Annotated in this window: 22 protein-coding genes and 2 pseudogenes; 20 read left to right on the plus strand and 4 right to left on the minus strand. The window is 67.7% G+C overall.

Annotation, left to right across the window (positions count from 1 at the left end; genetic code table 11):
• Positions 1 to 62 precede the first annotated feature (62 nt).
• The 10 genes and pseudogenes from hrcA to FHX42_RS25955 form a co-directional block, all read left to right on the plus strand.
• A complete protein-coding gene (gene hrcA / locus FHX42_RS13575; RefSeq protein ID WP_182544629.1) occupies positions 63 to 1,085 on the plus strand; it encodes a heat-inducible transcriptional repressor HrcA in 1,023 nt (340 codons plus the stop codon).
• Positions 1,086 to 1,156: 71 nt separating this feature from the next.
• The gene (dnaJ, locus tag FHX42_RS13580; RefSeq protein WP_182544630.1) at positions 1,157 to 2,335 is read left to right on the plus strand and encodes a molecular chaperone DnaJ; all 1,179 of its coding nucleotides are present in this window, start codon (positions 1,157 to 1,159) and stop codon (positions 2,333 to 2,335) included.
• A gap of 13 nt (positions 2,336 to 2,348) precedes the next feature.
• Positions 2,349 to 3,098: a 16S rRNA (uracil(1498)-N(3))-methyltransferase gene (locus FHX42_RS13585; protein ID WP_182544631.1), complete on the plus strand. Its 750-nt coding sequence runs from the start codon at positions 2,349 to 2,351 to the stop codon at positions 3,096 to 3,098.
• A 105-nt stretch (positions 3,099 to 3,203) separates the two neighbouring features.
• On the plus strand, positions 3,204 to 4,274 hold the full coding sequence (locus FHX42_RS13590; RefSeq protein ID WP_182544632.1) for a PhoH family protein: 1,071 nt from the start codon (positions 3,204 to 3,206) through the stop codon (positions 4,272 to 4,274).
• Entirely contained in the window at positions 4,271 to 4,816 is a 546-nt protein-coding gene (gene ybeY, locus FHX42_RS13595; RefSeq protein ID WP_182544633.1) for an rRNA maturation RNase YbeY, read from the plus strand. Before FHX42_RS13590 ends, ybeY begins: the two co-directional genes overlap by 4 nt.
• Before the next feature lie 94 nt (positions 4,817 to 4,910).
• Complete coding sequence (locus tag FHX42_RS13600; protein WP_182544634.1) at positions 4,911 to 6,281, plus strand: hemolysin family protein; 1,371 nt, start codon at positions 4,911 to 4,913, stop codon at positions 6,279 to 6,281.
• Positions 6,274 to 6,633: a cytidine deaminase gene (locus FHX42_RS13605; protein WP_182544635.1), complete on the plus strand. Its 360-nt coding sequence runs from the start codon at positions 6,274 to 6,276 to the stop codon at positions 6,631 to 6,633. The genes FHX42_RS13600 and FHX42_RS13605 overlap by 8 nt, the downstream gene beginning before the upstream one ends.
• Positions 6,634 to 6,691: 58 nt before the next feature.
• Positions 6,692 to 6,829: pseudogene (locus tag FHX42_RS27410) on the plus strand (helix-turn-helix domain-containing protein); the annotation flags it as partial.
• 304 nt (positions 6,830 to 7,133) lie between these two features.
• Entirely contained in the window at positions 7,134 to 7,499 is a 366-nt protein-coding gene (locus FHX42_RS27415; RefSeq protein WP_328796121.1) for a transposase, read from the plus strand.
• Positions 7,499 to 7,993 (plus strand): annotated as a pseudogene (locus tag FHX42_RS25955) (RNA-guided endonuclease InsQ/TnpB family protein); the annotation flags it as partial. The gene FHX42_RS27415 and the pseudogene FHX42_RS25955, both read left to right, overlap by 1 nt.
• Before the next feature lie 153 nt (positions 7,994 to 8,146).
• On the opposite strand, the gene FHX42_RS13615 reads toward FHX42_RS25955, so the two are convergent.
• Positions 8,147 to 8,647, minus strand: coding sequence for a MarR family winged helix-turn-helix transcriptional regulator (locus FHX42_RS13615; protein ID WP_182544636.1), 501 nt, complete (start codon positions 8,645 to 8,647; stop codon positions 8,147 to 8,149).
• A 51-nt stretch (positions 8,648 to 8,698) separates the two neighbouring features.
• On the opposite strand from FHX42_RS13615, the gene FHX42_RS13620 reads away from it, so the two are divergent.
• The 9 genes from FHX42_RS13620 to FHX42_RS13660 all read left to right on the plus strand — a co-directional run bounded on the left by FHX42_RS13620 (position 8,699) and on the right by FHX42_RS13660 (position 16,482).
• Positions 8,699 to 10,480 carry a chloride channel protein gene (locus tag FHX42_RS13620; protein ID WP_407926238.1) on the plus strand — a complete coding sequence of 594 codons (1,782 nt, stop codon included), beginning with the start codon at positions 8,699 to 8,701 and terminating at the stop codon, positions 10,478 to 10,480.
• Positions 10,481 to 10,502: 22 nt separating this feature from the next.
• On the plus strand, positions 10,503 to 11,411 hold the full coding sequence (era, locus tag FHX42_RS13625) for a GTPase Era (RefSeq protein WP_182544637.1): 909 nt from the start codon (positions 10,503 to 10,505) through the stop codon (positions 11,409 to 11,411).
• A gap of 220 nt (positions 11,412 to 11,631) precedes the next feature.
• Positions 11,632 to 12,264, plus strand: coding sequence for an RDD family protein (locus tag FHX42_RS13630; RefSeq protein WP_182544638.1), 633 nt, complete (start codon positions 11,632 to 11,634; stop codon positions 12,262 to 12,264).
• 26 nt (positions 12,265 to 12,290) lie between these two features.
• On the plus strand, positions 12,291 to 12,695 hold the full coding sequence (locus FHX42_RS13635; protein WP_182544639.1) for a DUF2752 domain-containing protein: 405 nt from the start codon (positions 12,291 to 12,293) through the stop codon (positions 12,693 to 12,695).
• Between the two features lie 141 nt (positions 12,696 to 12,836).
• Positions 12,837 to 13,598, plus strand: a complete 762-nt coding sequence (locus tag FHX42_RS13640) for an RDD family protein (RefSeq protein WP_182544640.1) — start codon at positions 12,837 to 12,839, stop codon at positions 13,596 to 13,598.
• Between the two features lie 106 nt (positions 13,599 to 13,704).
• Positions 13,705 to 14,538, plus strand: a complete 834-nt coding sequence (gene recO, locus FHX42_RS13645) for a DNA repair protein RecO (RefSeq protein ID WP_182544641.1) — start codon at positions 13,705 to 13,707, stop codon at positions 14,536 to 14,538.
• A gap of 35 nt (positions 14,539 to 14,573) precedes the next feature.
• Positions 14,574 to 15,191 (plus strand): GNAT family N-acetyltransferase, encoded by a 618-nt coding sequence (locus FHX42_RS13650; RefSeq protein WP_182544642.1) that lies wholly within the window; start codon positions 14,574 to 14,576, stop codon positions 15,189 to 15,191.
• A 23-nt stretch (positions 15,192 to 15,214) separates the two neighbouring features.
• Positions 15,215 to 16,054: an isoprenyl transferase gene (locus FHX42_RS13655; RefSeq protein ID WP_182544643.1), complete on the plus strand. Its 840-nt coding sequence runs from the start codon at positions 15,215 to 15,217 to the stop codon at positions 16,052 to 16,054.
• The gene (locus tag FHX42_RS13660; RefSeq protein ID WP_182544644.1) at positions 16,051 to 16,482 is read left to right on the plus strand and encodes a hypothetical protein; all 432 of its coding nucleotides are present in this window, start codon (positions 16,051 to 16,053) and stop codon (positions 16,480 to 16,482) included. The genes FHX42_RS13655 and FHX42_RS13660 overlap by 4 nt, the downstream gene beginning before the upstream one ends.
• 9 nt (positions 16,483 to 16,491) lie before the next feature.
• Here FHX42_RS13660 and FHX42_RS26635 read toward each other — a convergent pair whose 3' ends face one another.
• The 3 genes from FHX42_RS26635 to FHX42_RS27420 form a co-directional block, all read right to left on the minus strand.
• Entirely contained in the window at positions 16,492 to 16,701 is a 210-nt protein-coding gene (locus FHX42_RS26635) for a helix-turn-helix domain-containing protein (RefSeq protein WP_182544645.1), read from the minus strand.
• Between the two features lie 149 nt (positions 16,702 to 16,850).
• Positions 16,851 to 17,273, minus strand: a complete 423-nt coding sequence (locus FHX42_RS13670) for a Fur family transcriptional regulator (RefSeq protein WP_182544646.1) — start codon at positions 17,271 to 17,273, stop codon at positions 16,851 to 16,853.
• Positions 17,270 to 17,764 (minus strand): ArsR/SmtB family transcription factor, encoded by a 495-nt coding sequence (locus FHX42_RS27420; protein ID WP_328796105.1) that lies wholly within the window; start codon positions 17,762 to 17,764, stop codon positions 17,270 to 17,272. Before FHX42_RS27420 ends, FHX42_RS13670 begins: the two co-directional genes overlap by 4 nt.
• Before the next feature lie 327 nt (positions 17,765 to 18,091).
• Here FHX42_RS27420 and FHX42_RS13680 point away from each other — a divergent pair, with 327 nt between their 5' ends.
• A complete protein-coding gene (locus tag FHX42_RS13680) occupies positions 18,092 to 19,477 on the plus strand; it encodes a glycine--tRNA ligase (protein WP_182544647.1) in 1,386 nt (461 codons plus the stop codon).
• Positions 19,478 to 19,637 lie beyond the last annotated feature (160 nt).

A 19,637-nucleotide genomic window follows, 5' to 3' on the forward strand; every position in this document is an offset into this window, starting at 1 on the left:
ATGGGAAGGTGGTCGTTCGGGTGAACGGTCGCGGAGGTGCCACGAGGAGGAGGTGACGCGGGGTGAACGCCGAGGAACGCCGCTTCGAGGTGCTTCGTGCGATCGTGGCCGACTACGTCTCCACGAACGAGCCGGTCGGTTCGAAGACGCTCGTGGACCAGCACAATCTCGGTGTCTCCAGCGCCACGGTACGCAACGACATGACGGTGCTGGAGGAAGAGGGGCTCATCGTTCAGCCGCACACCAGTGCGGGCCGCGTTCCGACCGACCAGGGGTATCGCCTGTTCGTCGACCGGATGCACGAAGTCAAACCACTGACGCGTGCCGAGCGCCGTGCCATCCACGCCTTCCTGGAAGGAGCCCTGGACCTCGACGACGTGATGCGCCGCAGCGTTCGGCTGCTTTCCCAGCTGACCCAGCAGGTCGCGGTCGTGCAGTACCCGACGTTGGCGCATTCCACCGTACGACACGTGGAAGTGGTCACCATCACGCCGGCGCGTCTGATGCTGGTGCTGATCACCGACACCGGCAGGGTCGATCAGCGGATGGTCGACCTCGGCGACGTCATCGGTGACGACGAGGTCTCCAGGCTGCGGACCGTGCTCAACTCGGCGATGGCCGAGAAGAGACTGGCCGATGCCTCCGCCTCGGTGGCCGAGCTGCCCGAGCAGGCGCCGCCGGAACTGCGCGACGCCATGACCCGGGTGTGCAGCGTGCTCATCGAGACCCTCGTGGAGCAGCCGGAAGAGCGTATGGTGCTTGGGGGCACCCCCAACCTGACCCGCAACGTGGCCGACTTTCCCGGCTCGCTACGCCAGGTGCTCGAAGCGCTGGAAGAACAGGTAGTGGTGCTCAAACTGTTGGCCGCGGCCCGGGACGCGGAGACCGTCACGGTACGAATCGGCATGGAGAACGAGGCCGAGGAGATGCAGACGACCTCCGTGGTGTCCACGGGTTACGGCTCGCATGGGATGGTGCTGGGGGGTTTGGGCGTGGTCGGCCCCACTCGGATGGACTATCCGGGAACAATGGCGGCGGTACGTGCCGTCGCCACGTACGTGGGAGAGATCCTGGCAGGACGCTGACGGCGGTGCGGCGAGCACGGTCGAGTCTTGTGGTGTGAACCCGTCGGACTAGCAGAGGAAGAACGCAAAAGGTGGCCAGGGACTATTACGGGACCCTCGGGGTGGCCAAGGACGCTACTCAGGACGAGATCAAGCGGGCCTACCGCAAGCTCGCCAGGGAGCTCCACCCCGACGTCAACAAGGAGGACGGCGCTCAGGAGCGCTTTCGGGAGGTCACCAGTGTCTACGAGGTGCTGTCGGACCCGAAGAAGCGCCAGGTCGTCGACCTCGGCGGCGACCCGCTGGAAAGCGGCGGCGGCGGCGCCGGAGGAGGCGGTCAGGACCCGTTCGCGGGCTTCGGCGGCCTCGGCGACATCATGGACGCCTTCTTCGGAGGCGGTGGTGGTGCCGCGGGCGGTGGCCGTGGCGGACAGCGCAGCCGCGTGCAGCAGGGCTCGGACGCGCTGCTGCGGATGGAACTGACGCTGGAGGACTGTGCCAGCGGAGTCAGCCGGGACATCACCGTGGACACCGCCGTGATGTGCGACACCTGCGACGGTGGCGGTTCCCGCGCGGGTACGGCGCCATCGACGTGTGACACCTGTGGTGGACGCGGCGAGGTCCAGTCCGTGCAGCGTTCCTTCCTCGGCCAGGTCATGACCTCGCGCCCCTGCCCGGAGTGCCGGGGCTTCGGCGAGGTCATCACCGACCCGTGCCAGCAGTGCGGTGGTGACGGTCGAGTGCGGGCGCGTCGCACGATCACGGTGAAGATCCCCGCCGGCGTCGGCGACGGGATGCGGGTGCGGCTGTCCGGTGAGGGCGAGGTCGGCCCGGGTGGAGGTCCTTCGGGGGACCTGTTCGTCGAGGTCGACGAACTTCCCCACGAGCGCTTCGTGCGCGACGGTGCCGACCTGCACTGCCACGTCGAGGTCCCGATGACGGCGGCGGCCATGGGCACGGTCGTCACGTTGGACACCCTCGACGGCAAGGAGGAGCTGACGGTCGAGCCGGGCACGCAGCCCGGTGCCGAGCAGGTCCTCAGCGGTCAGGGGCTGCCCAAGCTGCGGTCGAACGGTCGCGTCAGCGGGCACGGCGACCTGCACGTGCACCTGGACGTACAGGTGCCCACCAACCTCGACGAGCACCAGACCGAGCTGCTTCGCCAGCTCGCCGCCGCGCGGGGTGAGGAACAGCCCGAGCCCACGGTCAGCGCCAGCGGTAACGGCCACCGTGGCGGGTTCTTCTCCCGCTTCCGTTCCGGCCACCGCTGAGGTGAGGTGAACGGTGTCCTCCTCGCTTCCGGTGTTCTCCGTCGACGAACTGCCGGAAACCGGTGAAACCACTCTGGACGGCCCGGAGGGCAAGCACGCCGCGACGGTGCGTCGAACGCGCACCGGTGCGGCGTTGCTGCTCTCCGACGGGCGTGGCGGACTCGCCCGGTGCGAGGTCCTGGACGTCGGGAGGGACACGCTCCGGCTGAGCGTGGTGCACAGTTGGCGTGTCCCCGCTCCCGACGTCCGGGTGCGCCTGGTCCAGGCGCTGGTCAAGGGAGAACGTGGTGAGCTGGCCGTGGAGCTGGCGACCGAGGCCGGAGTGGACGCGGTGACGCCGTGGCGGGCGAGCCGGTGCGTGGCGCGCTGGGACGACGGTCCGCGCGGTGCGAAGGCGCTGTCCCGGTGGCGCAACACCGCCACTCAGGCCGCCAAACAGGCGCGGCGGCCGTGGACTCCCGAGGTGGAAGAGCCCCGCGGTACCCGCGGGGTCACCGAGCTCGTCGAGCACACCAGGGCCGCGCTGGTCCTGCACGAATCGGCCGAGACACCGCTGGCCTCGGTGGCGATCCCCGACGAGGGTGAGATCGCCCTCGTCGTCGGTCCCGAAGGCGGCGTCAGCGCGGACGAGCTGGACGCGTTGACCTCGGCCGGGGCGCAGCCGGTCCGGCTCGGCCCCGAGGTGCTCCGCGCCTCGACGGCCGGTGCCGTGGCCCTCGGCGCCCTGGGTGTGCTGACCGACCGGTGGCCGCGATCGAGTTGACCCGCTGAAGCGGCACTGTCGTTGTGGTGTGCTCTATCATCGAGGGTGACGCGGAAAGACCGATACCGACTCGCGCATGCGCGCAGGAAGTAGGCCCGAAAGCACGTGGCCGGAATCGCAGCGGGTGGAGCCGCCCAGTCCGGAGAACAACAGCCGGCTCAGGCCGTCACGCAGTCGAGCATCACCATCCCGGACACCGCGGTGTTGGGGCTTCTGGGGTCCAAGGACGAGAACCTGCGGGCCGTCGAGGGCCTCGTCAACGCCGACGTGCATGTCCGGGGCAACGAAGTGACCTTGTCCGGCGATGTCGGCGAGGTCGCCTTCGCCGAGAAGGTCTTCGACGAGCTGATCACGGTGGTTTCCCGGGGCAATCAGCTCACTCCCGAGGCCGTCAGCCGGAGTGTGTCGATGCTTTCGGCGGAGCAGGACGAGTCGCCGGCCGACGTGCTGACGATGAACATCGTCTCCAACCGGGGACGTACCATCCGGCCGAAGAGCGTCAACCAGAAGCGCTACGTCGACGCGATCGAGGACCACACCGTGGTCTTCGGCATCGGTCCCGCCGGAACCGGCAAGACCTACCTGGCGATGGCCAAGGCCGTGCAGGCGCTCCAGGCCAAGCAGGTCAACCGGATCATCCTGATCCGTCCGGCCGTGGAGGCCGGGGAGCGGCTGGGCTACCTGCCCGGTACGCTCTACGAGAAGATCGACCCGTACCTGCGGCCGCTCTACGACGCCCTGTACGACATGATCGACCCCGAGTCGGTTCCGCGCCTCACGCAGGCGGGCACCATCGAGGTGGCGCCGCTGGCCTACATGCGCGGGCGTACGCTCAACGACGCCTTCATCATCCTCGACGAGGCGCAGAACACCACGCCGGAACAGATGAAGATGTTCCTGACCCGGCTGGGCTTCGGTTCCAAGATCGTGGTCACAGGCGACATCACCCAGATCGACCTCCCGGGCGGGCAGCGCAGTGGTCTGAAGGTGGTGCGGGAGATCCTCGAAGGCATCGACGACGTGCACTTCAGCATGCTGGACAGCCAGGACGTGGTCCGGCACCGGCTGGTAACCGACATCGTCAACGCCTACGACCGCTGGCAGTCCCACGACGAGAGCCCGGACTCCGGGCAAGCTTCGGGTGGCGGCAACGGGCAGCAACGGAAGCGCACATGAGCATCGAGATCGCCAACGAGTCCTCCGTCGAAGTCTGCGAGACCACGATCGTGTCCGTGGCGCGTTACGCGCTGGACAAGATGAGCGTGAGTCAGCTCGCGGAACTGTCGATCGTGATCGTCGAGAACGACGTCATGGCCGACCTGCACGAGCGCTGGATGGACCTGTCGGGTCCGACGGACGTGATGGCCTTCCCCATGGACGAGTACGGCTCCTCCGGCGGGCCCGAGCCCGGTGAGTCCGGTGCGGCCATGCTGGGTGACATCGTGCTGTGCCCCTCCTTCGCCGAGGAGCAGGCCAGGAAGGCCGGTCACGGGCTGGCCGAGGAGCTGCACCTGCTGACGGTGCACGGGGTGCTGCACCTGCTCGGTTACGACCACGCCGAGCCGGAGGAAGAACGCGAGATGTTCTCGCTGCAGAACCGGCTGCTGGCCGACTTCCGCCAGGCCAGGGCCGAGGCCGTGCAACACGACGCCGACTCACGCGTACTGGGTGCGGTGGGGCTGGAGGGTTCCTCCACGGACGACACGCCCCGGGCGTAGTACCTCGGGAGGTTGTGATGACCGGCACCCGGATGGTCGCGTTTCCCTCCGTCCTGCCGGAAGTAACGTGCCGAAACACCACACCTAGGGGTGGATGGCGGTGACTCAGTTACCCGCATTGCTGGCGTGGGCTGTCCTGCTGGTGGTGGTCGCCGGCTTGTTCGCCGCGGCCGACGCCGCCATCGGAGCGGCTTCGCGAGCACGGGTCGACGAACTCGTGCGGCAGGGGCGCGGTGGCGCGAAACAACTCGCCCTGGTGCTGTCCGACCGGCCCCGGCACGTCAATCTGCTGCTCCTGCTGCGGCTGGCGTGCGAACTGGGTGCGACCGTGGTGGTCACGGTGGTCGTACTGGGGGCGACCTCCTCCTCCGGTTGGGCGGTACTGGTCGCCGCGCTGGTCATGCTGGTCGTCTCCTACGTCCTGGTCGGTGTCGGGCCGCGCACGCTCGGTCGTCAGCACCCCTACGCGGTGGGACTGGTGGCCGCGGCCCCGGTACGGGTGTTGGCCCGACTGCTCAACCCGCTGACCCGGTTGCTGATCCTGGTCGGTAACGCGATCACTCCCGGGCGCGGTTTCCGCGAGGGACCGTTCTCCTCCGAGGTCGAGTTGCGGGAGCTGGTGGACCTGGCGGGTGAGCGCGGAGTCGTCGCCGCGGGCAAGCGCGAGATGATCCACTCGGTCTTCGAACTCGGCGACACCACCGCCCGCGAGGTGATGGTGCCGCGGACCGAGATGATCTGGATCGAACAGACCAAGACGGTGCGGCAGGGCCTCGCGCTGTCGCTGCGCTCCGGGTTCTCCCGGGTGCCCGTCATCGGCGACAGCGTCGACGACATCGTGGGCGTGGTCACGCTCAAGGACCTGGCCGGTGCGATGACCGAGCGCGGCACCCTGCAGGACCCCGGCTCCTCGCAACAATCCAGCTCCTCTCAGGAGACCGTCCCCGTGGTCTCCGAACTCATGCGCCCGGCCAGCTTCGTGCCCGACTCCAAGCGGTGCGACGAGTTGCTCAGGGACATGCAGCTCTCCCGCAGTCACATGGCCATCGCCGTCGACGAGTACGGCGGTACCGCCGGACTGCTGACCATCGAGGACATCATCGAGGAGATCGTCGGCGAGATCACCGACGAGTCCGACCGCGAGGAACACCGTCCCGTCGAGCACTTGGAGGGCGGAGTGGTCCGGGTCAGCTCCCGATTGCCCGTCGCCGACCTCGCGGCGCTGTTCGGGACCGAGCTGGACGACTCCGACGTCGAGACTGTGGGCGGTCTGCTCGCGCAACGGCTCGGTCGGGTCCCACTGCCCGGCGCCGAGGCCGAGCTCGCGGGCCTGCGGCTGCGCGCCGAGGGCGGCAAGGACCACCGTGGCAGAATTCGGATCAACGCCATGCTCGTGCGCTGGGCCGAGAACGACAACACGCACCGTCAGGGTGCCGAACGGGAAGGAAGCACCAATCGTGGCTGAGTACGCTGAAGAGTCGGTGCCCGCGGACCTCGACCCGGAGGACGCCAAGATCGTGACACTGGCTCGGTCGGCGCGTGCCCGTATCGGCGCGGCCGAGGGAGCCGCGGTGCGCGACACCGACGGCCGTACCTACACGGCTTGCACCGTCGCGCTGCCCTCGTTGCGGCTGAGTGCCTTGCAGGCCGCAGTGGCGGCGGCGGTGGCCAGCGGTGCCGAAAGTCTCGAAGCGGCCGCCGTCGTCACCGCTGCCGACGTCCTGGACGAGGAATCGGTGGCTGCCGTACTCGACCTCGGGACGGGTATCCGGGTGCTGCGGGCCGACGACAACGGCGAAGTCGTCGACGTTCAGTAGGGCCCGTTCGGTGGTGCGATCCCGCACGTGACCGACCGAGGACGCCGGGAATCGGTCCGTGCGTTTTTGTCGGTCCTTCTCGCTGTCCCGCACCATACGAGAGCGAGGAGGTCGACAGAGGCAACTGCGGTATCGCTACCGTTTGTACCCCGATCCGGGGCGGAGGCTGGCGTTGCTGCGGGCGTTCGGGTGTGCTCGGCTGGTCTGCAACGATGCCGTAGCCGCCCGCCGCGACGCGTACGCGGTTGGGCGGAAGCATCCGTCCGGCAGTGTATTGCAGAAGCAGTTGATCACTGAGGCCAAGAAAGCTCCGGAGCGAGCGTGGCTGGCCAGCCTACAGCACTCGATGTTGCAGCAGAGCCTTCGCGACTGTGACGCGGCATACAGGAACTTCTTTGGCTCGCTGACGGGGAAACGCGAGGGCGGGAGAGTGAGGTGTCCTCGGTTCAAATCCCGAAAGGACCCGCGTCAAGCTGTTCGGTTCCAGCCGGGTGCGTTCCGTGTTCTCGACGACGGCGAGCTCCGGTTGTCCCAAGTCGGAGACGTGCGCTTGGCTTGGTCCCGCGACCTGCCCCAGCAAGCCCTCTTCGGTCACCGTCATCAAGACCGCCGACGATCGCTACTTCTGCTCGTTCGTGGTCGAAATCGGTGATGAAACCCAGCGACCCGTGCTGGATGAGCACGGCCATGATGTCGAGATCGACCTCGATTCGGGGCTCTCGGCGTTCGCGGTGGACCAGCACGGCAACGCCATTACGAACCCGAAATTTTTGCGTAGGGCGGAACGCAAGCTCAAACGGACGCAGCGGGAACTCAGCCGCAAGCAGCGGGATCGAACAACCGGGACAAGAATCGTAGGAAACTAGCTCGCCAGCGCGCCGAGGTCGCCGATGCCCGGTTGAACTGGCTGCACCAGGAAACCTCTCGCCTCGTTCGGGAGAACCAACTGATCGTGGCGGAAGACCTGGCCGTGTCCGGTTCGGCCCGCGGGCGCCTGGCCAGGTCCGTGCACGATGCCGGTTGGGGCATGTTTCGGCGGTTGTCGGAGGAGAAGTGTGCCCGTCAGGGACGGGTATTGGTGATCATCGATCGATGGTTGCCCACGAGCAAGACGTGCAGCGCCTGCGGTGCCACCAAGGACTCCGCGCCGCTGAAGACGCGCGTCTTCAGCTGTGCTGCTTGTGGGGCGGAGCTGGACCGTGATGTCAATGCAGCGATCAACATCCTCACCGCCGGACGGAAACTCGCCGCTGAAGCGCGGCGGGAGGTGGAGAGGTTAAACGCCTGTGGATCCGACGTAGGCCCCCGCACCGGGGCGGTTGGTGCGGAAGCAGGAACCCACCGAGGTCGGGTGGTTTGACGCTGCCCGGTGGCAGGAGTCACTGCCTCGGAGGCCGTGGGGACGGCAAATGCAGCACGTACTCCCATCCGCCGTTTGCGAGGTCGGCATCGCGACGTCGAGCAAGGAGCCCGAAGGCCGACGAAGTCGTGGTGTCACGCCCCGTGGTGCGGATCAGTCCCACTGCGTCAGGGCGGCGTCGTAGGGCGAGGTGCGTGGTGGTGGTTCCGCACCGGCCTCGCTGAACGCCTGGAGCGCGGCCACGAGGCCCTCCCGCCGCTCGGCGGGCATCCGCTGGACTATGGAGGCGATCTCCCGCCTGCGGTAATCGGTGACCCGGTCCACCAGTTCACGTCCCTGCGGGGTGAGTCCGACGGTGATCTCGCGGCGGGACTGCGGATTGCTGTTGCGTTCGGCCCACCCCGCGGTGACCAGCCTGTCCACGGTCCTGGTCGCTGTGGAGGGGTTCACTCCGAGCAGTTCGGCCAGCGAGACCAGCTTCAACGGTCCCCGCGAGCCGAGCGCGACCAGCAGGCGGAACTGCGGCAGCGTGATGGGGCCGGCCACTGCCGCCACCGACTTGGCCGAAACCCCCACCAGCAGCCGCGATGCTGTCAGTACCGACTCGGTGATCGCGTCCACTTCGTCGCCGCCCGGTGGGGCTTCTTCGGTCATGTCTCCATTCTCACATTGACCTGCACAGGGCAAGATTTGCATAATGCAACCGTGGTTGAGACCAAGACTGGGGTACGGACGGGGGCGGTTCCCGTGCCAGTACGGCGACCGCTTGGTGACTGGCTGCGAGAGCGCGGCAGCGGACTGATGTTCCTGGCGCTGGTGATCGGCGCGGGTGCCGGACTCGGCGCCATCGCCTTCCGGTGGCTGATCAAGTGGGCGACGCTGGTGCTGTCCGGTCATGCCGACTACTCCGCGACGCCCGGCGCCGGACATCCGTGGCTGCCCGGCTGGGGGTCCTGGTTCCTGCTGCTGGCTCCCGTCGTGGCGGGTCTCGTCTACGGCCCGCTCGTCCAGCGTTTCGCCAGTGAAGCCCGGGGGCACGGTGTTCCCGAGGTCATGTACGCCGTCTCCGAGCGCGGAGGGCGGATCAAACCACAGGTCAGCCTCGTCAAGACGCTCGCTTCGGCGCTGTGTATCGGGGGTGGCGGTTCGGTCGGCCGGGAGGGGCCGATCGTGCAGATCGGTTCCGCGCTGGGATCGACCTTCGGACAGTGGGTCAAACTTCCCGAACGCCGCTTACGCGTGCTGGTCGCCTGTGGTGCGGCCGGCGGCATCGCGGCGACGTTCAACGCGCCACTGGCCGGACCGTTCTTCGCGATGGAACTGATCCTGCAGAGCTTCACGATCGAGTCGTTCGGTGCGGTCGTGCTCGCCAGCGTGATGGCCAGCGTGGTGGGTCGTGCCGTCATGGGCAACGAGGCGTTCCTGTCCCTGCCCGCGTTCCACCTGCACAGCCCCGCCGAGTTCGGGCTCTTCGCGGTGCTGGGCGTGCTCATCGGCGCCTCGGGCGTGCTGTTCAGCAAGGTCCTCTACCTCGTCGAGGACGTCTGCGACTGGCTCTGGCGGGGGCCGGAGTGGCTCCGGCCCGCCGTGGGAGGACTGCTGCTGGGCGGCCTGCTGCTGGTGCTGCCGCAGATGTACGGGGTCGGTTACCCGGTGCTGGCGGACGCCATCACCGGCAACTACGCGATCGGGTTCCTGCTGCTGCTGATGGTCGGCAAGATGATCGCCACCAGCCTGACCATCGGTATCGGTGGTTCCGGTGGTGTGTTCGCCCCGTCGCTGTTCGTCGGTGCGATGGGGGGCACCGCGTTCGGCCTGGCCGCCCATGCGCTGCTGCCCGGCATCGTCGCCTCGCCCGGTGCTTACGGCCTGATCGGCATGGGCGCCGCCTTCGCCGGTGCCGCCCGGGCGCCGATCACCGGTGTGATCGTCCTGTTCGAGATCACCGACCAGTACTCGGTCATCCTGCCGATGATGCTGGCCGTGGTGGTCGCCACCCTGGTCAGCCGGACCCTGAGCAAGAGCACCGTCTACACCACCAAGCTTCGGCGCCGCGGTATCGACCTGGAGGCCAGTCACCTGCGGGGGAGCTTGCCGGACAGCACGGTCGCTTCGGTGATGGAGGAGCTACCTCGGACGCTGCCCGCGGACACGCGGCTGCGTGAGGCCGCCGACACCCTGGCGGCCTCCGGACACGACGTCCTTCCGGTGGTCGACTCCTCCGGGCAGTACCAGGGGTGCGTGACCGCGCGCGCCGTGGCCGAGGAGCTCGGCAAGAACGAACGCGTGAGCGACACGGTCGGCCAGCTGGCCGAGCTCCCGGACACCGTGTCGTCCGAGACCAAGCTCGTCGACGCGCTGGAGGTGCTGGTCGGAGCGGAAGGATCGGGAGTACCGGTGCTGACCGCCGACGAGACGGAACTGGTGGGGTGGATCAGACACCAGACGCTGTTGAGCTCCATGCGTACCGCCGCCCACGCCAGCTGAGGCCACCGGAGACAATGGGACGGTGACCAGCTCGAACGAAACACATCGCTCCGGATTCGCCTGCTTCGTCGGCCGCCCCAACGCGGGCAAGTCCACGCTGACCAACGCGCTCGTCGGTTCCAAAGTGGCGATCACCTCCAGCAAACCGCAGACGACCCGCCACGCGATCCGCGGCATCATGAACCGTCCGGACGCGCAGCTGATCATCGTGGACACCCCCGGTCTGCACCGGCCGCGCACCCTGCTCGGGGAACGCCTCAACGATCTGGTGTACGAGACCTGGTCGGAAGTGGACGTGGTCGGCTTCTGCGTTCCCGCCGACGAGAAGATCGGCCCGGGCGACCGCTACATCGCCGAGGAGCTGGCGAAGATCACCCAGCACACCCCCGTGGTGGGGATCGTCACGAAGGCGGACCGGGTCGGCAGTGAGCGGGTCGCCGAGCAACTGCTGGCCCTGCAGGAACTGATGGAGTTCACCGATCTGGTACCGGTCTCGGTCTCCGGTGACTACCAGATGGACGTGGTCTCCGACCTGCTCGTGCGGCAGTTGCCGGAAGGGCCGCAGCTGTACCCCGGCGGTGAGATCACAGACGAGCCGGAGTCCACGCTCATCGCCGAGCTGATTCGGGAGGCGGCGCTGGAGGGGGTTCGTGACGAGCTGCCGCACTCCCTGGCGGTGCTGATCGAGGAGATGGTTCCGCGTGAGGAGCGCGAGGACATCCTGGACGTCTACGCCGTGATCTACGTGGAACGGGAGAGCCAGAAGGCCATCGTCATCGGCAAGGGTGGGCAGCGGCTCAAGGACGTCGGGACGCAGGCGCGCAAGCACATCCAGGCGCTGCTGGGCAGCAGAATCCACCTGGACCTGCACGTCAAGGTCGCCAAGGACTGGCAGCGCGATCCCAAGCAGCTGCGTCGCCTGGGCTTCTGAAGGCCCTCGCGTCCACGGCGGGATTTCGTGCTTCGACGCGCGGTCGGTGTCGTCTCCGGGCCGGGCAAGGTGTTTCGATGTGAATACGGTGCAGCTCCGGGAACTTTCGTTCCGGACGAGTTTTCGGGAATCGGCGCTACTCCGCGGACATCGCGGCTACGTTCGTACGCGGACATAGAGCGTGACGGCCGCTTTCGCGTCGGCTCCGGAGGAATTCACCATGAACACCCCGCACGACCCCCGTCCGGACCACAACAGCAGCTCTACGGACGATCCGTCTACAGCCAGCCGGGTTACGGTCAGCCCGTTTACGGTCAACAGCCGGGACCGCACGTGGTCACCGACATCGTCGAGATCCCCGGGGGGCGGGCAGTTACGCCTGGCCGGGCTCGGCAACCGGTTGGCCGCTCGGCCGCTGGAAAGCTTGATCAACGCTGTTGCCGTGATCTTGCTGGGAGTGTTGATGCCGATGATCGGCGTCGCGATGTTCGCCCCGGCCTCCGCCGACGCCGCCGCGATGGCCGGGACGGCGGGATTCATCGTGGGCGTGTTCGCCTATGCTTTGCTCGTGCTGCCCATCACCGTGCTCTACGAGGTGTCGATGATCGCGACGCGGGGAGCCACCTTGGGGAAGCAAGTTCTCGGTGTTCGAGTCGTTCAGGAAGGTACCGGGCAGTTGCCGGGCTGGGGTCCGGCGTTCGCCCGGTGGGCCGTGCCCTACGGCTGCAGCATCATCCCCTGCATAGGGTGGATCATGGGGCTGCTGTGCTGGTTGTCGCCGACGTTCGACAGCGTTCGCAGGCAGGGCTGGCACGACAAGATGGCCAAGACGCTGGTCATCACTCGACGCTGAGGCTCGGGGCGGGAGGTACGACCCGGATGCGGTCCGTGCTACGGAAGGTGCCCGGGACCGCGAGCTCGGTCGCCGTGCTGGGTGTGCTGGGACTGGTGCTGGGTGCCGGCCTCCTTTCCGTACCGTGCCTGTTCCGTTTCGCCACGGGGCTGGACGGTCCGTTCTGCGGTGGAAGCCGCATGATCGGTGCGGTGTTGCACGGTGATCTTCTCTCAGCGCTGGACTTCAACGCCTTCGCCCTGCTGGTGTTTCCACCGTTCGTGTTGGCGATGCTGGTGTCCGGTGCTCGTCGCGAGCTGGGGGTGGCGGCTCGGGTGTGGCCGTCCGGTTTCTTCGGCAAGCTCCTCGGCTGCGGGTTGGCGGTGGTCGTGCTGACGTGGACGGTGCTGCGCAACCTCCCGTTCGAGCCGTTCACGGCACTGCGCGCCTGAGTTATACAGGAGGCCTCGGTCACCTCCGGGGCGGAATCGGTGAAAACGAGCCCATGGTGCGGAGAGCATCGGGTATCTTGCGGCGCGCCGGTTCCCGAGATCGGCAGTACTGCCGGTACCGAAGAGTCAAGGACGTTTTTCGTGAGCAATCCCTACGGTGGCCCGCCTTCCGGTCCTCAACCACAGCAGCCCTACGGGCAGCCCGGTTATGGCCCGCCTTCCGGTCCTCAACCACAGCAGCCCTACGGGCAGCCCGGTTATGGCCCGCCTTCCGGACCTCAACCACAGCAGCCCTACGAGCAGCCCGGTTACGGCCCGCCTTCCGGACCGCAGTCCCAGCCGTACGGGGCGATGCCGGGCTACGGGCAACCCGCTCCGGCACCTCACATGGTCAGTGATGTGGTGCAGATCCCCGGTGTGGGGCCGGTTCGATTGGCTGGTCTCGGTAACCGGTTGCTTGCTCGGCTGCTCGACGGGCTGATCGTCGGCGGTGCCCTGACCGTGCTCATCGTCCTGATGCTAGTGATCATGGGAGCGATAGCGGCGAGCAGCGGCGACTCCACAGGAGCCGCTGTCTCCCTGGGCACGATCGGAACGTTCCTGGTCTTTTCGCTCACGATGCTCGTCGTTTCGGTCATGTACGAGGTGTCGATGATCGCGACGCGGGGAGCCACCTTGGGGAAGCAAGTTCTCGGTGTTCGAGTCGTTCAGGAAGGTACCGGGCAGTTGCCGGGCTGGGGTCCGGCGTTCGCCCGGTGGGCCGTGCCCTACGGCTGCAGCATCATCCCCTGCATAGGGTGGATCATGGGGCTGCTGTGCTGGTTGTCGCCGACGTTCGACAGCGTTCGCAGGCAGGGCTGGCACGACAAGATGGCCAAGACGCTGGTCATCGCGACGAAGTAGATCCCGTTCGGCGAAATGATCGGCGGTTCGGCGCCGTGAGAGTGGCTCGTGTGGGAGCCGTCATGGTCGCGCCGGTCCGGCCGGGGCGGAGTGCGACACTGGAGAGGTGAGCCTCTACCGGGATACCGCGGTCGTGCTGCGGGTGCAGAAGCTGGGTGAGGCCGACCGCATCGTCACCCTGCTGAGTCGTCGCCACGGCAAGATCCGCGGAGTGGCCAAGGGGGTCCGTCGGACGTCCTCGCGCTTCGGCGCGCGCGTGGAGCCGTTCTGCCACGTGGATGTGCAGCTCCACAGCGGCCGCACTCTCGACGTGATCACCCAGGTGCAGACCCTGGACGCGTTCGGCGCCGGGATCGTCGGCGACTACCAGCGCTACACCACGGCGTGTGCGGTGCTGGAGACGCTCGACCGGCTCGCGGCCGAGGAGGGTGAGCCGGTGCTGCGGCTGTACCTGCTCGGCGTGGGAGCGCTGCGCGCGCTGGCGGACGGGCAACGGGACGCCTCGCTGGTGCTCGACGCGTTCGTGCTGCGGGCGATGTCGTATGCGGGCTGGGCTCCCGCGCTCGAAGAGTGCGCCCGGTGCGCGGCACCGGGACCGCACGGCGCTTTCAGCGTCCCCGTCGGCGGCGCGGTGTGCGAAGAATGCAGGCCCGCCGGTGCCGTGCGTCCCGTCGCGGGGACGTTTTCCCTGCTGGAAGCCTTGTTGCACGGTGACTGGTCCGTCGCGGAGACCACGAACACCCGGGTACGGCGCGAGAGCAGCGGACTGGTTGCCGCTCATTTGCAGTGGCACTTGGAACGGCGGCTACGATCGCTGCCGTTGGTGCAACGAGACGTGTCGCGCCCTCCGGTTCCCGACGCCATCCGCGCCCGAGCGGCCGCCGCGGGGGAGGTCGATGACTCCGGCATGAGCGCTGCCGGTCACTGGAACCACGATTGAGGGTGCGGAGCTACCGTCCCGAAGATGCTCCGGCGGTGCACCGCATCTGCGTGGCCACCGGAGACGCCGGGAACTCCGCTACCGCCATCCTGCGTGATCCCCGGCTGATGGCCTACGTCTTCGCCGAGCCCTACCTGCTGCTGCAGCCGGAACTGGTCTTCGTCGCCGAGTGGCGGGGAACGGTGTTCGGCTACGCGGTGGCGGCGCTGAACTCCGCCGAGTTCTACGCACGCTGGCAGCTGGAGTGGGCCCCTCGTTTCGCCGGTAGCCATCCGGCCAGCCGCAGGGTCGATCCCCACGACGCCGACGACGAACTGCGCTCCTGCCTGCACCACCCGCGCCGGATGCTGTCGATCGACCTGGACGCCTACCCCTCGCACCTGCACATCAACCTGCTGGCCCGCGCTCGCGGTCAGGGCGTCGGTCGCCGGCTGCTGGACGCGGTGTTCACCGATCTCGCCCGCGCCGGTTCCCCCGGCGTGCAACTGGGCGTGCGGGCGAGTAACACGGGCGCACAGGAGTTCTACCGCGCCACGGGAATGACGCGGCTGCCTTCCGACGGTGGCCTCGCCGTTCGATTCGGGCGACCACTGAACACTTCCCGCGCCCCGGTCCGGGAGAATGGTCCGTCGGTTCGGCACGGACCGCGCTGACGACGACGAAGGAGACATTCCCCATGCTGCGACGCAGTGGACGGGGGAAGGACGACCCGAGTGTGGTCGCACCCGCCTCGCATCCCGAGGGAGACCGGCCACCGGAGCTGCCCCCGGAACTGGTGCCCAATCACGTCGCCGTGGTCATGGACGGCAACGGGCGATGGGCCAACGAACGAGGGTTGCCCAGGGTCGAGGGGCACAAGCAGGGCGAGGCCGTGGTGCTCGAACTCGCCCGCGGCGCCATCGAGGTCGGGGTGCGGTGGTTGTCCCTGTACGCCTTCTCCACGGAGAATTGGAAACGCAGCCCGGAGGAGGTCAAGTTTCTGATGGGATTCAACCGCGACGTCATCCGTCGCCGTGTCGACGAGCTCGACGAGATGGGTGTTCGTGTGCGGTGGGCCGGACGGCGCCCCAAGTTGTGGCGCAGTGTGGTCAACGAGTTGCGCTCGGCCGAGACCCGGACCGAGAACAACGAGGTCATGAACTTGACCATGTGCGTGAACTACGGTGGCCGCGCCGAGATCGGCGATTCCGCACGGGAGATCGCCCGGCTGGCCGCCGCGGGAAAGATCAATCCGGAAAAGGTCAACGAGCGCACCGTGGCTCGGCATCTCTACCAGCCCGATATGCCGGATGTGGACATGTTCATCCGGCCCTCGGGAGAGCGGCGGACCTCGAACTTCATGCTCTGGCAGTCCGCCTATGCCGAGATGGTGTTCCAGGACACCCTGTTTCCCGACGTGGATCGTCACCACCTGTGGCGCGCGTGCGAGGCCTACGCGGGTCGTGATCGACGTTTCGGCGGTGCCGTCGACCGCAGTGACCAGGCCACCGTCTCCGATCGAGAGGATCACTCATGACTCAGGAGGCAGCCACGACCGCGGAGCTGTTGACCGCGGCCAAGGAAGCGCTGGAGACGTACCACGAGGTCCACGTCGACGACGACGGCGCCCTGACCTTTCGGCACTCCGAGGTGCCCTGTGCCGTTCAGGCCATGCAGCTCGCGGACGGTCTGACGGTGCTGAGCCTGTCCTGCGTGGTGGCGTGGGACCTCCCGCAGGAGGACCAGCTCGCGCAGTCGGCGGCCGAACGGGCCGGTCAGGGACTGTTCGGCACGCTCGGCGTGGTGCGTACCGAAAGCGGCATGGACGTCACTTTGCGTTACGCTTTTCCGGCACAGGGCATGGACGCCGCACCGCTGGGCACGTTGCTGATGCTGGTGGTCTCCACCGCTTCGCAGTTGCGTGGTGAGCTGCTCAGCAGTGTCGAGAACCCGGTGCCGGAGTGAGCGAGGGCCTCACTGGCCGCGTTGCGGACGAGTGTCTCCGCCGCGCGGCCGTACGGCCACACCGGACTCGCGGATGACGCGATGCATCGTGCCGTAGGAGACCTGGTAGCTCGCCGCCAGCGTGCGGATCGTCTGCCCCTGTTCGTACTCGGCGGCGGCACGGGTCTTCTGCGCCGCGGTGAGCCCGCGTCGGGGTGTGGTGCGCTGTTCGTCGCTCACGCTGTCTGGCCCTTTCTGGGATCGGCGGCATCGCCACGGGTCGCGGCGATCGGTCCGACATCATGACACGTGGGTCGTGACGGGCGGGAACCACGGGTGATCAAGGTGGTGATCGTCTCTTTTGAGCGCGGCGGCCGCGCAGCGGCTTTTCAGGCCGTGCGGGCGCACTCCGGGCACGTGCCCACGATCTCCACGGTGTGATCGACCTCCGAGAAGCCGTGCTCGGCGGCGATGCGCTCGGCCCAGCTCTCCACCGGCGGATCGGCGACCTCCACGGTGCGGGCGCAGTGGCGGCACACCAGGTGGTGGTGATGGTGACTGGAGCACCGGCGGTAGACGGCCTCCCCCGACTCGGTCCGCAGGACATCGACCTCTCCGGCGTCGGCGAGGCTTTGCAGGGTGCGGTACACGGTGGTCAGACCGATGCCCTCGCCCTGGCGTTTGAGCTGGTCGTGGAGTTCCTGCGCCGACCGGAAGTCGTTGGTCTCGCTGAGCAGCTTCGACACGGCGGCTCGTTGCTTGGTCGCCCGCAGACCCGGTACGGCGGCCGTGGGGCGCTCGCCGGTGGTCACGCTGTCTCCTGTCCGTCGTCGCGTGCGAGGGGAGTCGAACCTTCCACTCGCGTCTCGGATGTTTCCTCCGCGTGTGCTACCGCATCCACCACGATGTGGGCCAGGTGCTCGTCGACGAGGCGGTACACGACCTCGCGGCCGTGACGCTTCCCGGTCACGATCCCGGCGGTTTTGAGCACACGCAGATGCTGGCTGATCAGGGGCTGGGAGACCCCGAGCGCGTCGACCAGTTCGTGGACGCACCGCTCGGCACTGTGCAACTGGAGGACGATGGCGATGCGCACGGGTGCGGCGAGGGCCCGCAGCAGCTCACCGGCCTCGGAGAGGGTGCTGGTGGGGCGCTGTGGTTCGGGGCTGGCTGCCAGGCGCTCCGACGAGTGCACGTCGTCGGCGTGGGACTCGCTCCCGGCCGGGAGCACTTCCGGGGCCGGCTCGGTCTTCGCGGCCTGCCGCGCCGATTCTGGAACGGAGTCCGGATTGGCGGCGGCCATGGTTTCCCTTCCGGCGGGGTTCGTGCTGACGAGGTTTCGACAGGCCTGGCGGGGCTTGGACAGGGCTCTGGTGACAGAGCTCCGGCGACAGGGCTCCGGCGGACTGAATTACGAGTCCCGACGGGCCGAGTGCGCTGTCGCGCCCCCTCCCATCCTACGGATAGCTCCGACCACGGCCCATGTCAGCCGATCGTGTGGCGCCACGGGTGCGGACGAAGGGGAAGGGTGGGGGTACACAATGCTGTCAAGTGACCTGAGTACGCTGGAAAACCAGCGTATCGACCCGTAAGACCACCCTGTTCGACCCTACTGACGCGTGGAGTGAACGTGCCCACCGACCAGATCGACACGATCGTCAACCTGTGCAAGCGCCGTGGCTTCGTCTACCCGAGCGGTGAGATCTACGGCGGTACCCGGTCGGCGTGGGATTACGGTCCGCTGGGTGTCGAGCTCAAGGACAACATCAAGCGTCAGTGGTGGCGCTTCATGGTGCAGGGGCGCGACGACGTGGTGGGGCTGGACTCGTCGGTGGTGCTGCCCCGTGAGGTCTGGGAGGCCTCCGGTCACGTTCGGGAGTTCGTCGACCCGCTCGTTGAGTGCCTGTCCTGCCACCAGCGTTTCCGCTCCGACCAGCTCGTCGAGGAGTACGTAGAGCGCACCGGCAAGGAGGCCACCGAGGAGGACCTCTCCCAGGTGCCGTGCCCGCACTGCGGCAACCGGGGCCAGTTCACCGAACCGAAGATGTTCAACGGTCTGCTCAAGACCTTCCTCGGCCCGGTGGACTCCGAGGAGGGCCTGCACTACCTGCGGCCGGAGACCGCCCAGGGCATCTTCATCAACTTCCTCAACGTGATGACGACCTCCCGCAAGAAGCCGCCGTTCGGCATCGGTCAGATCGGCAAGTCCTTCCGCAACGAGGTCACGCCCGGCAACTTCATCTTCCGCACTCGCGAGTTCGAGCAGATGGAGATGGAGTTCTTCGTCGAGCCCGGCGAGGACGAGCACTGGCACCAGTACTGGATCGACGAGCGCACCCAGTGGTACACGGGTCTGGGCGTCGATCCGAACAACCTCCGCCACCACGAGCACCCGAAGGAGGAGTTGTCGCACTACGCGAAGCGGACCGTGGACATCGAGTACCGCTTCGGGTTCAGCGGCAAGGAGTGGGGTGAGCTGGAGGGGATCGCCAACCGCACGGACTTCGACCTCACCACGCACTCCAACCACTCCGGGGTCGACCTGTCCTACTTCGACCAGGCCAGCAACTCCCGGTACCGGCCCTACGTCATCGAGCCCGCCGCCGGTGTCGGACGGCCCATGATGGCCTTCCTCGTCGACGCCTACAGCGAGGACGAGGCCCCCAACGCCAAGGGCGGTGTGGACAAGCGGGTCGTGCTCAAGCTGGATCGCCGACTGGCTCCGGTGAAGGTCGCCGTGCTGCCGTTGTCGCGCAACAGCGACCTGTCGCCGAAGGCCAAGGACGTGGCCACGACGCTGCGGCGGAACTGGAACATCGAGTTCGACGACGCCGGTGCCATCGGTCGCCGCTACCGCAGGCACGACGAGATCGGCACCCCCTTCTGCGTCACGGTCGACTTCGACTCGCTGTCCGACCACTCCGTCACGGTTCGCGAGCGCGACACGATGGCCCAGGAGCGGGTGTCGATGGACCAGCTCGAGAGCTACCTGGCCGCCCGTCTCGTCGGCTGCTGATCGCAGTTCCCCGGAGGAGTCGTGCAGGGGTCGGGTAGCGCGGAACCTCGGGCGGATCGACCTGCGTGCTTGGCGGGCAAGCGGCTGCGCCGCTTGCCCGACGACAGGTGCGGCTGAGCGGGTGGCCTTACCGATCGGAGACTTCTGAACACCTCCGGGC

This window comes from Halosaccharopolyspora lacisalsi, from assembly GCF_014137975.1.
Taxonomy (GTDB): domain Bacteria; phylum Actinomycetota; class Actinomycetes; order Mycobacteriales; family Pseudonocardiaceae; genus Halosaccharopolyspora; species Halosaccharopolyspora lacisalsi.

Bases quoted from the DNA above. Each gene is read 5' to 3' on its own strand.
- ybeY (WP_182544633.1), top strand. From the start codon at position 4,271: ATGAGCATCGAGATCGCCAACGAGTCCTCCGTCGAAGTCTGCGAGACC.
- FHX42_RS13600 (WP_182544634.1), top strand. From the start codon at position 4,911: ATGGCGGTGACTCAGTTACCCGCATTGCTGGCGTGGGCTGTCCTGCTG.
- FHX42_RS13615 (WP_182544636.1), bottom strand. From the start codon at position 8,647: ATGACCGAAGAAGCCCCACCGGGCGGCGACGAAGTGGACGCGATCACC.
- FHX42_RS13630 (WP_182544638.1), top strand. From the start codon at position 11,632: ATGAACACCCCGCACGACCCCCGTCCGGACCACAACAGCAGCTCTACG.
- FHX42_RS13635 (WP_182544639.1), top strand. From the start codon at position 12,291: ATGCGGTCCGTGCTACGGAAGGTGCCCGGGACCGCGAGCTCGGTCGCC.
- FHX42_RS13655 (WP_182544643.1), top strand. From the start codon at position 15,215: ATGCTGCGACGCAGTGGACGGGGGAAGGACGACCCGAGTGTGGTCGCA.
- FHX42_RS13660 (WP_182544644.1), top strand. From the start codon at position 16,051: ATGACTCAGGAGGCAGCCACGACCGCGGAGCTGTTGACCGCGGCCAAG.
- FHX42_RS27420 (WP_328796105.1), bottom strand. From the start codon at position 17,764: ATGGCCGCCGCCAATCCGGACTCCGTTCCAGAATCGGCGCGGCAGGCC.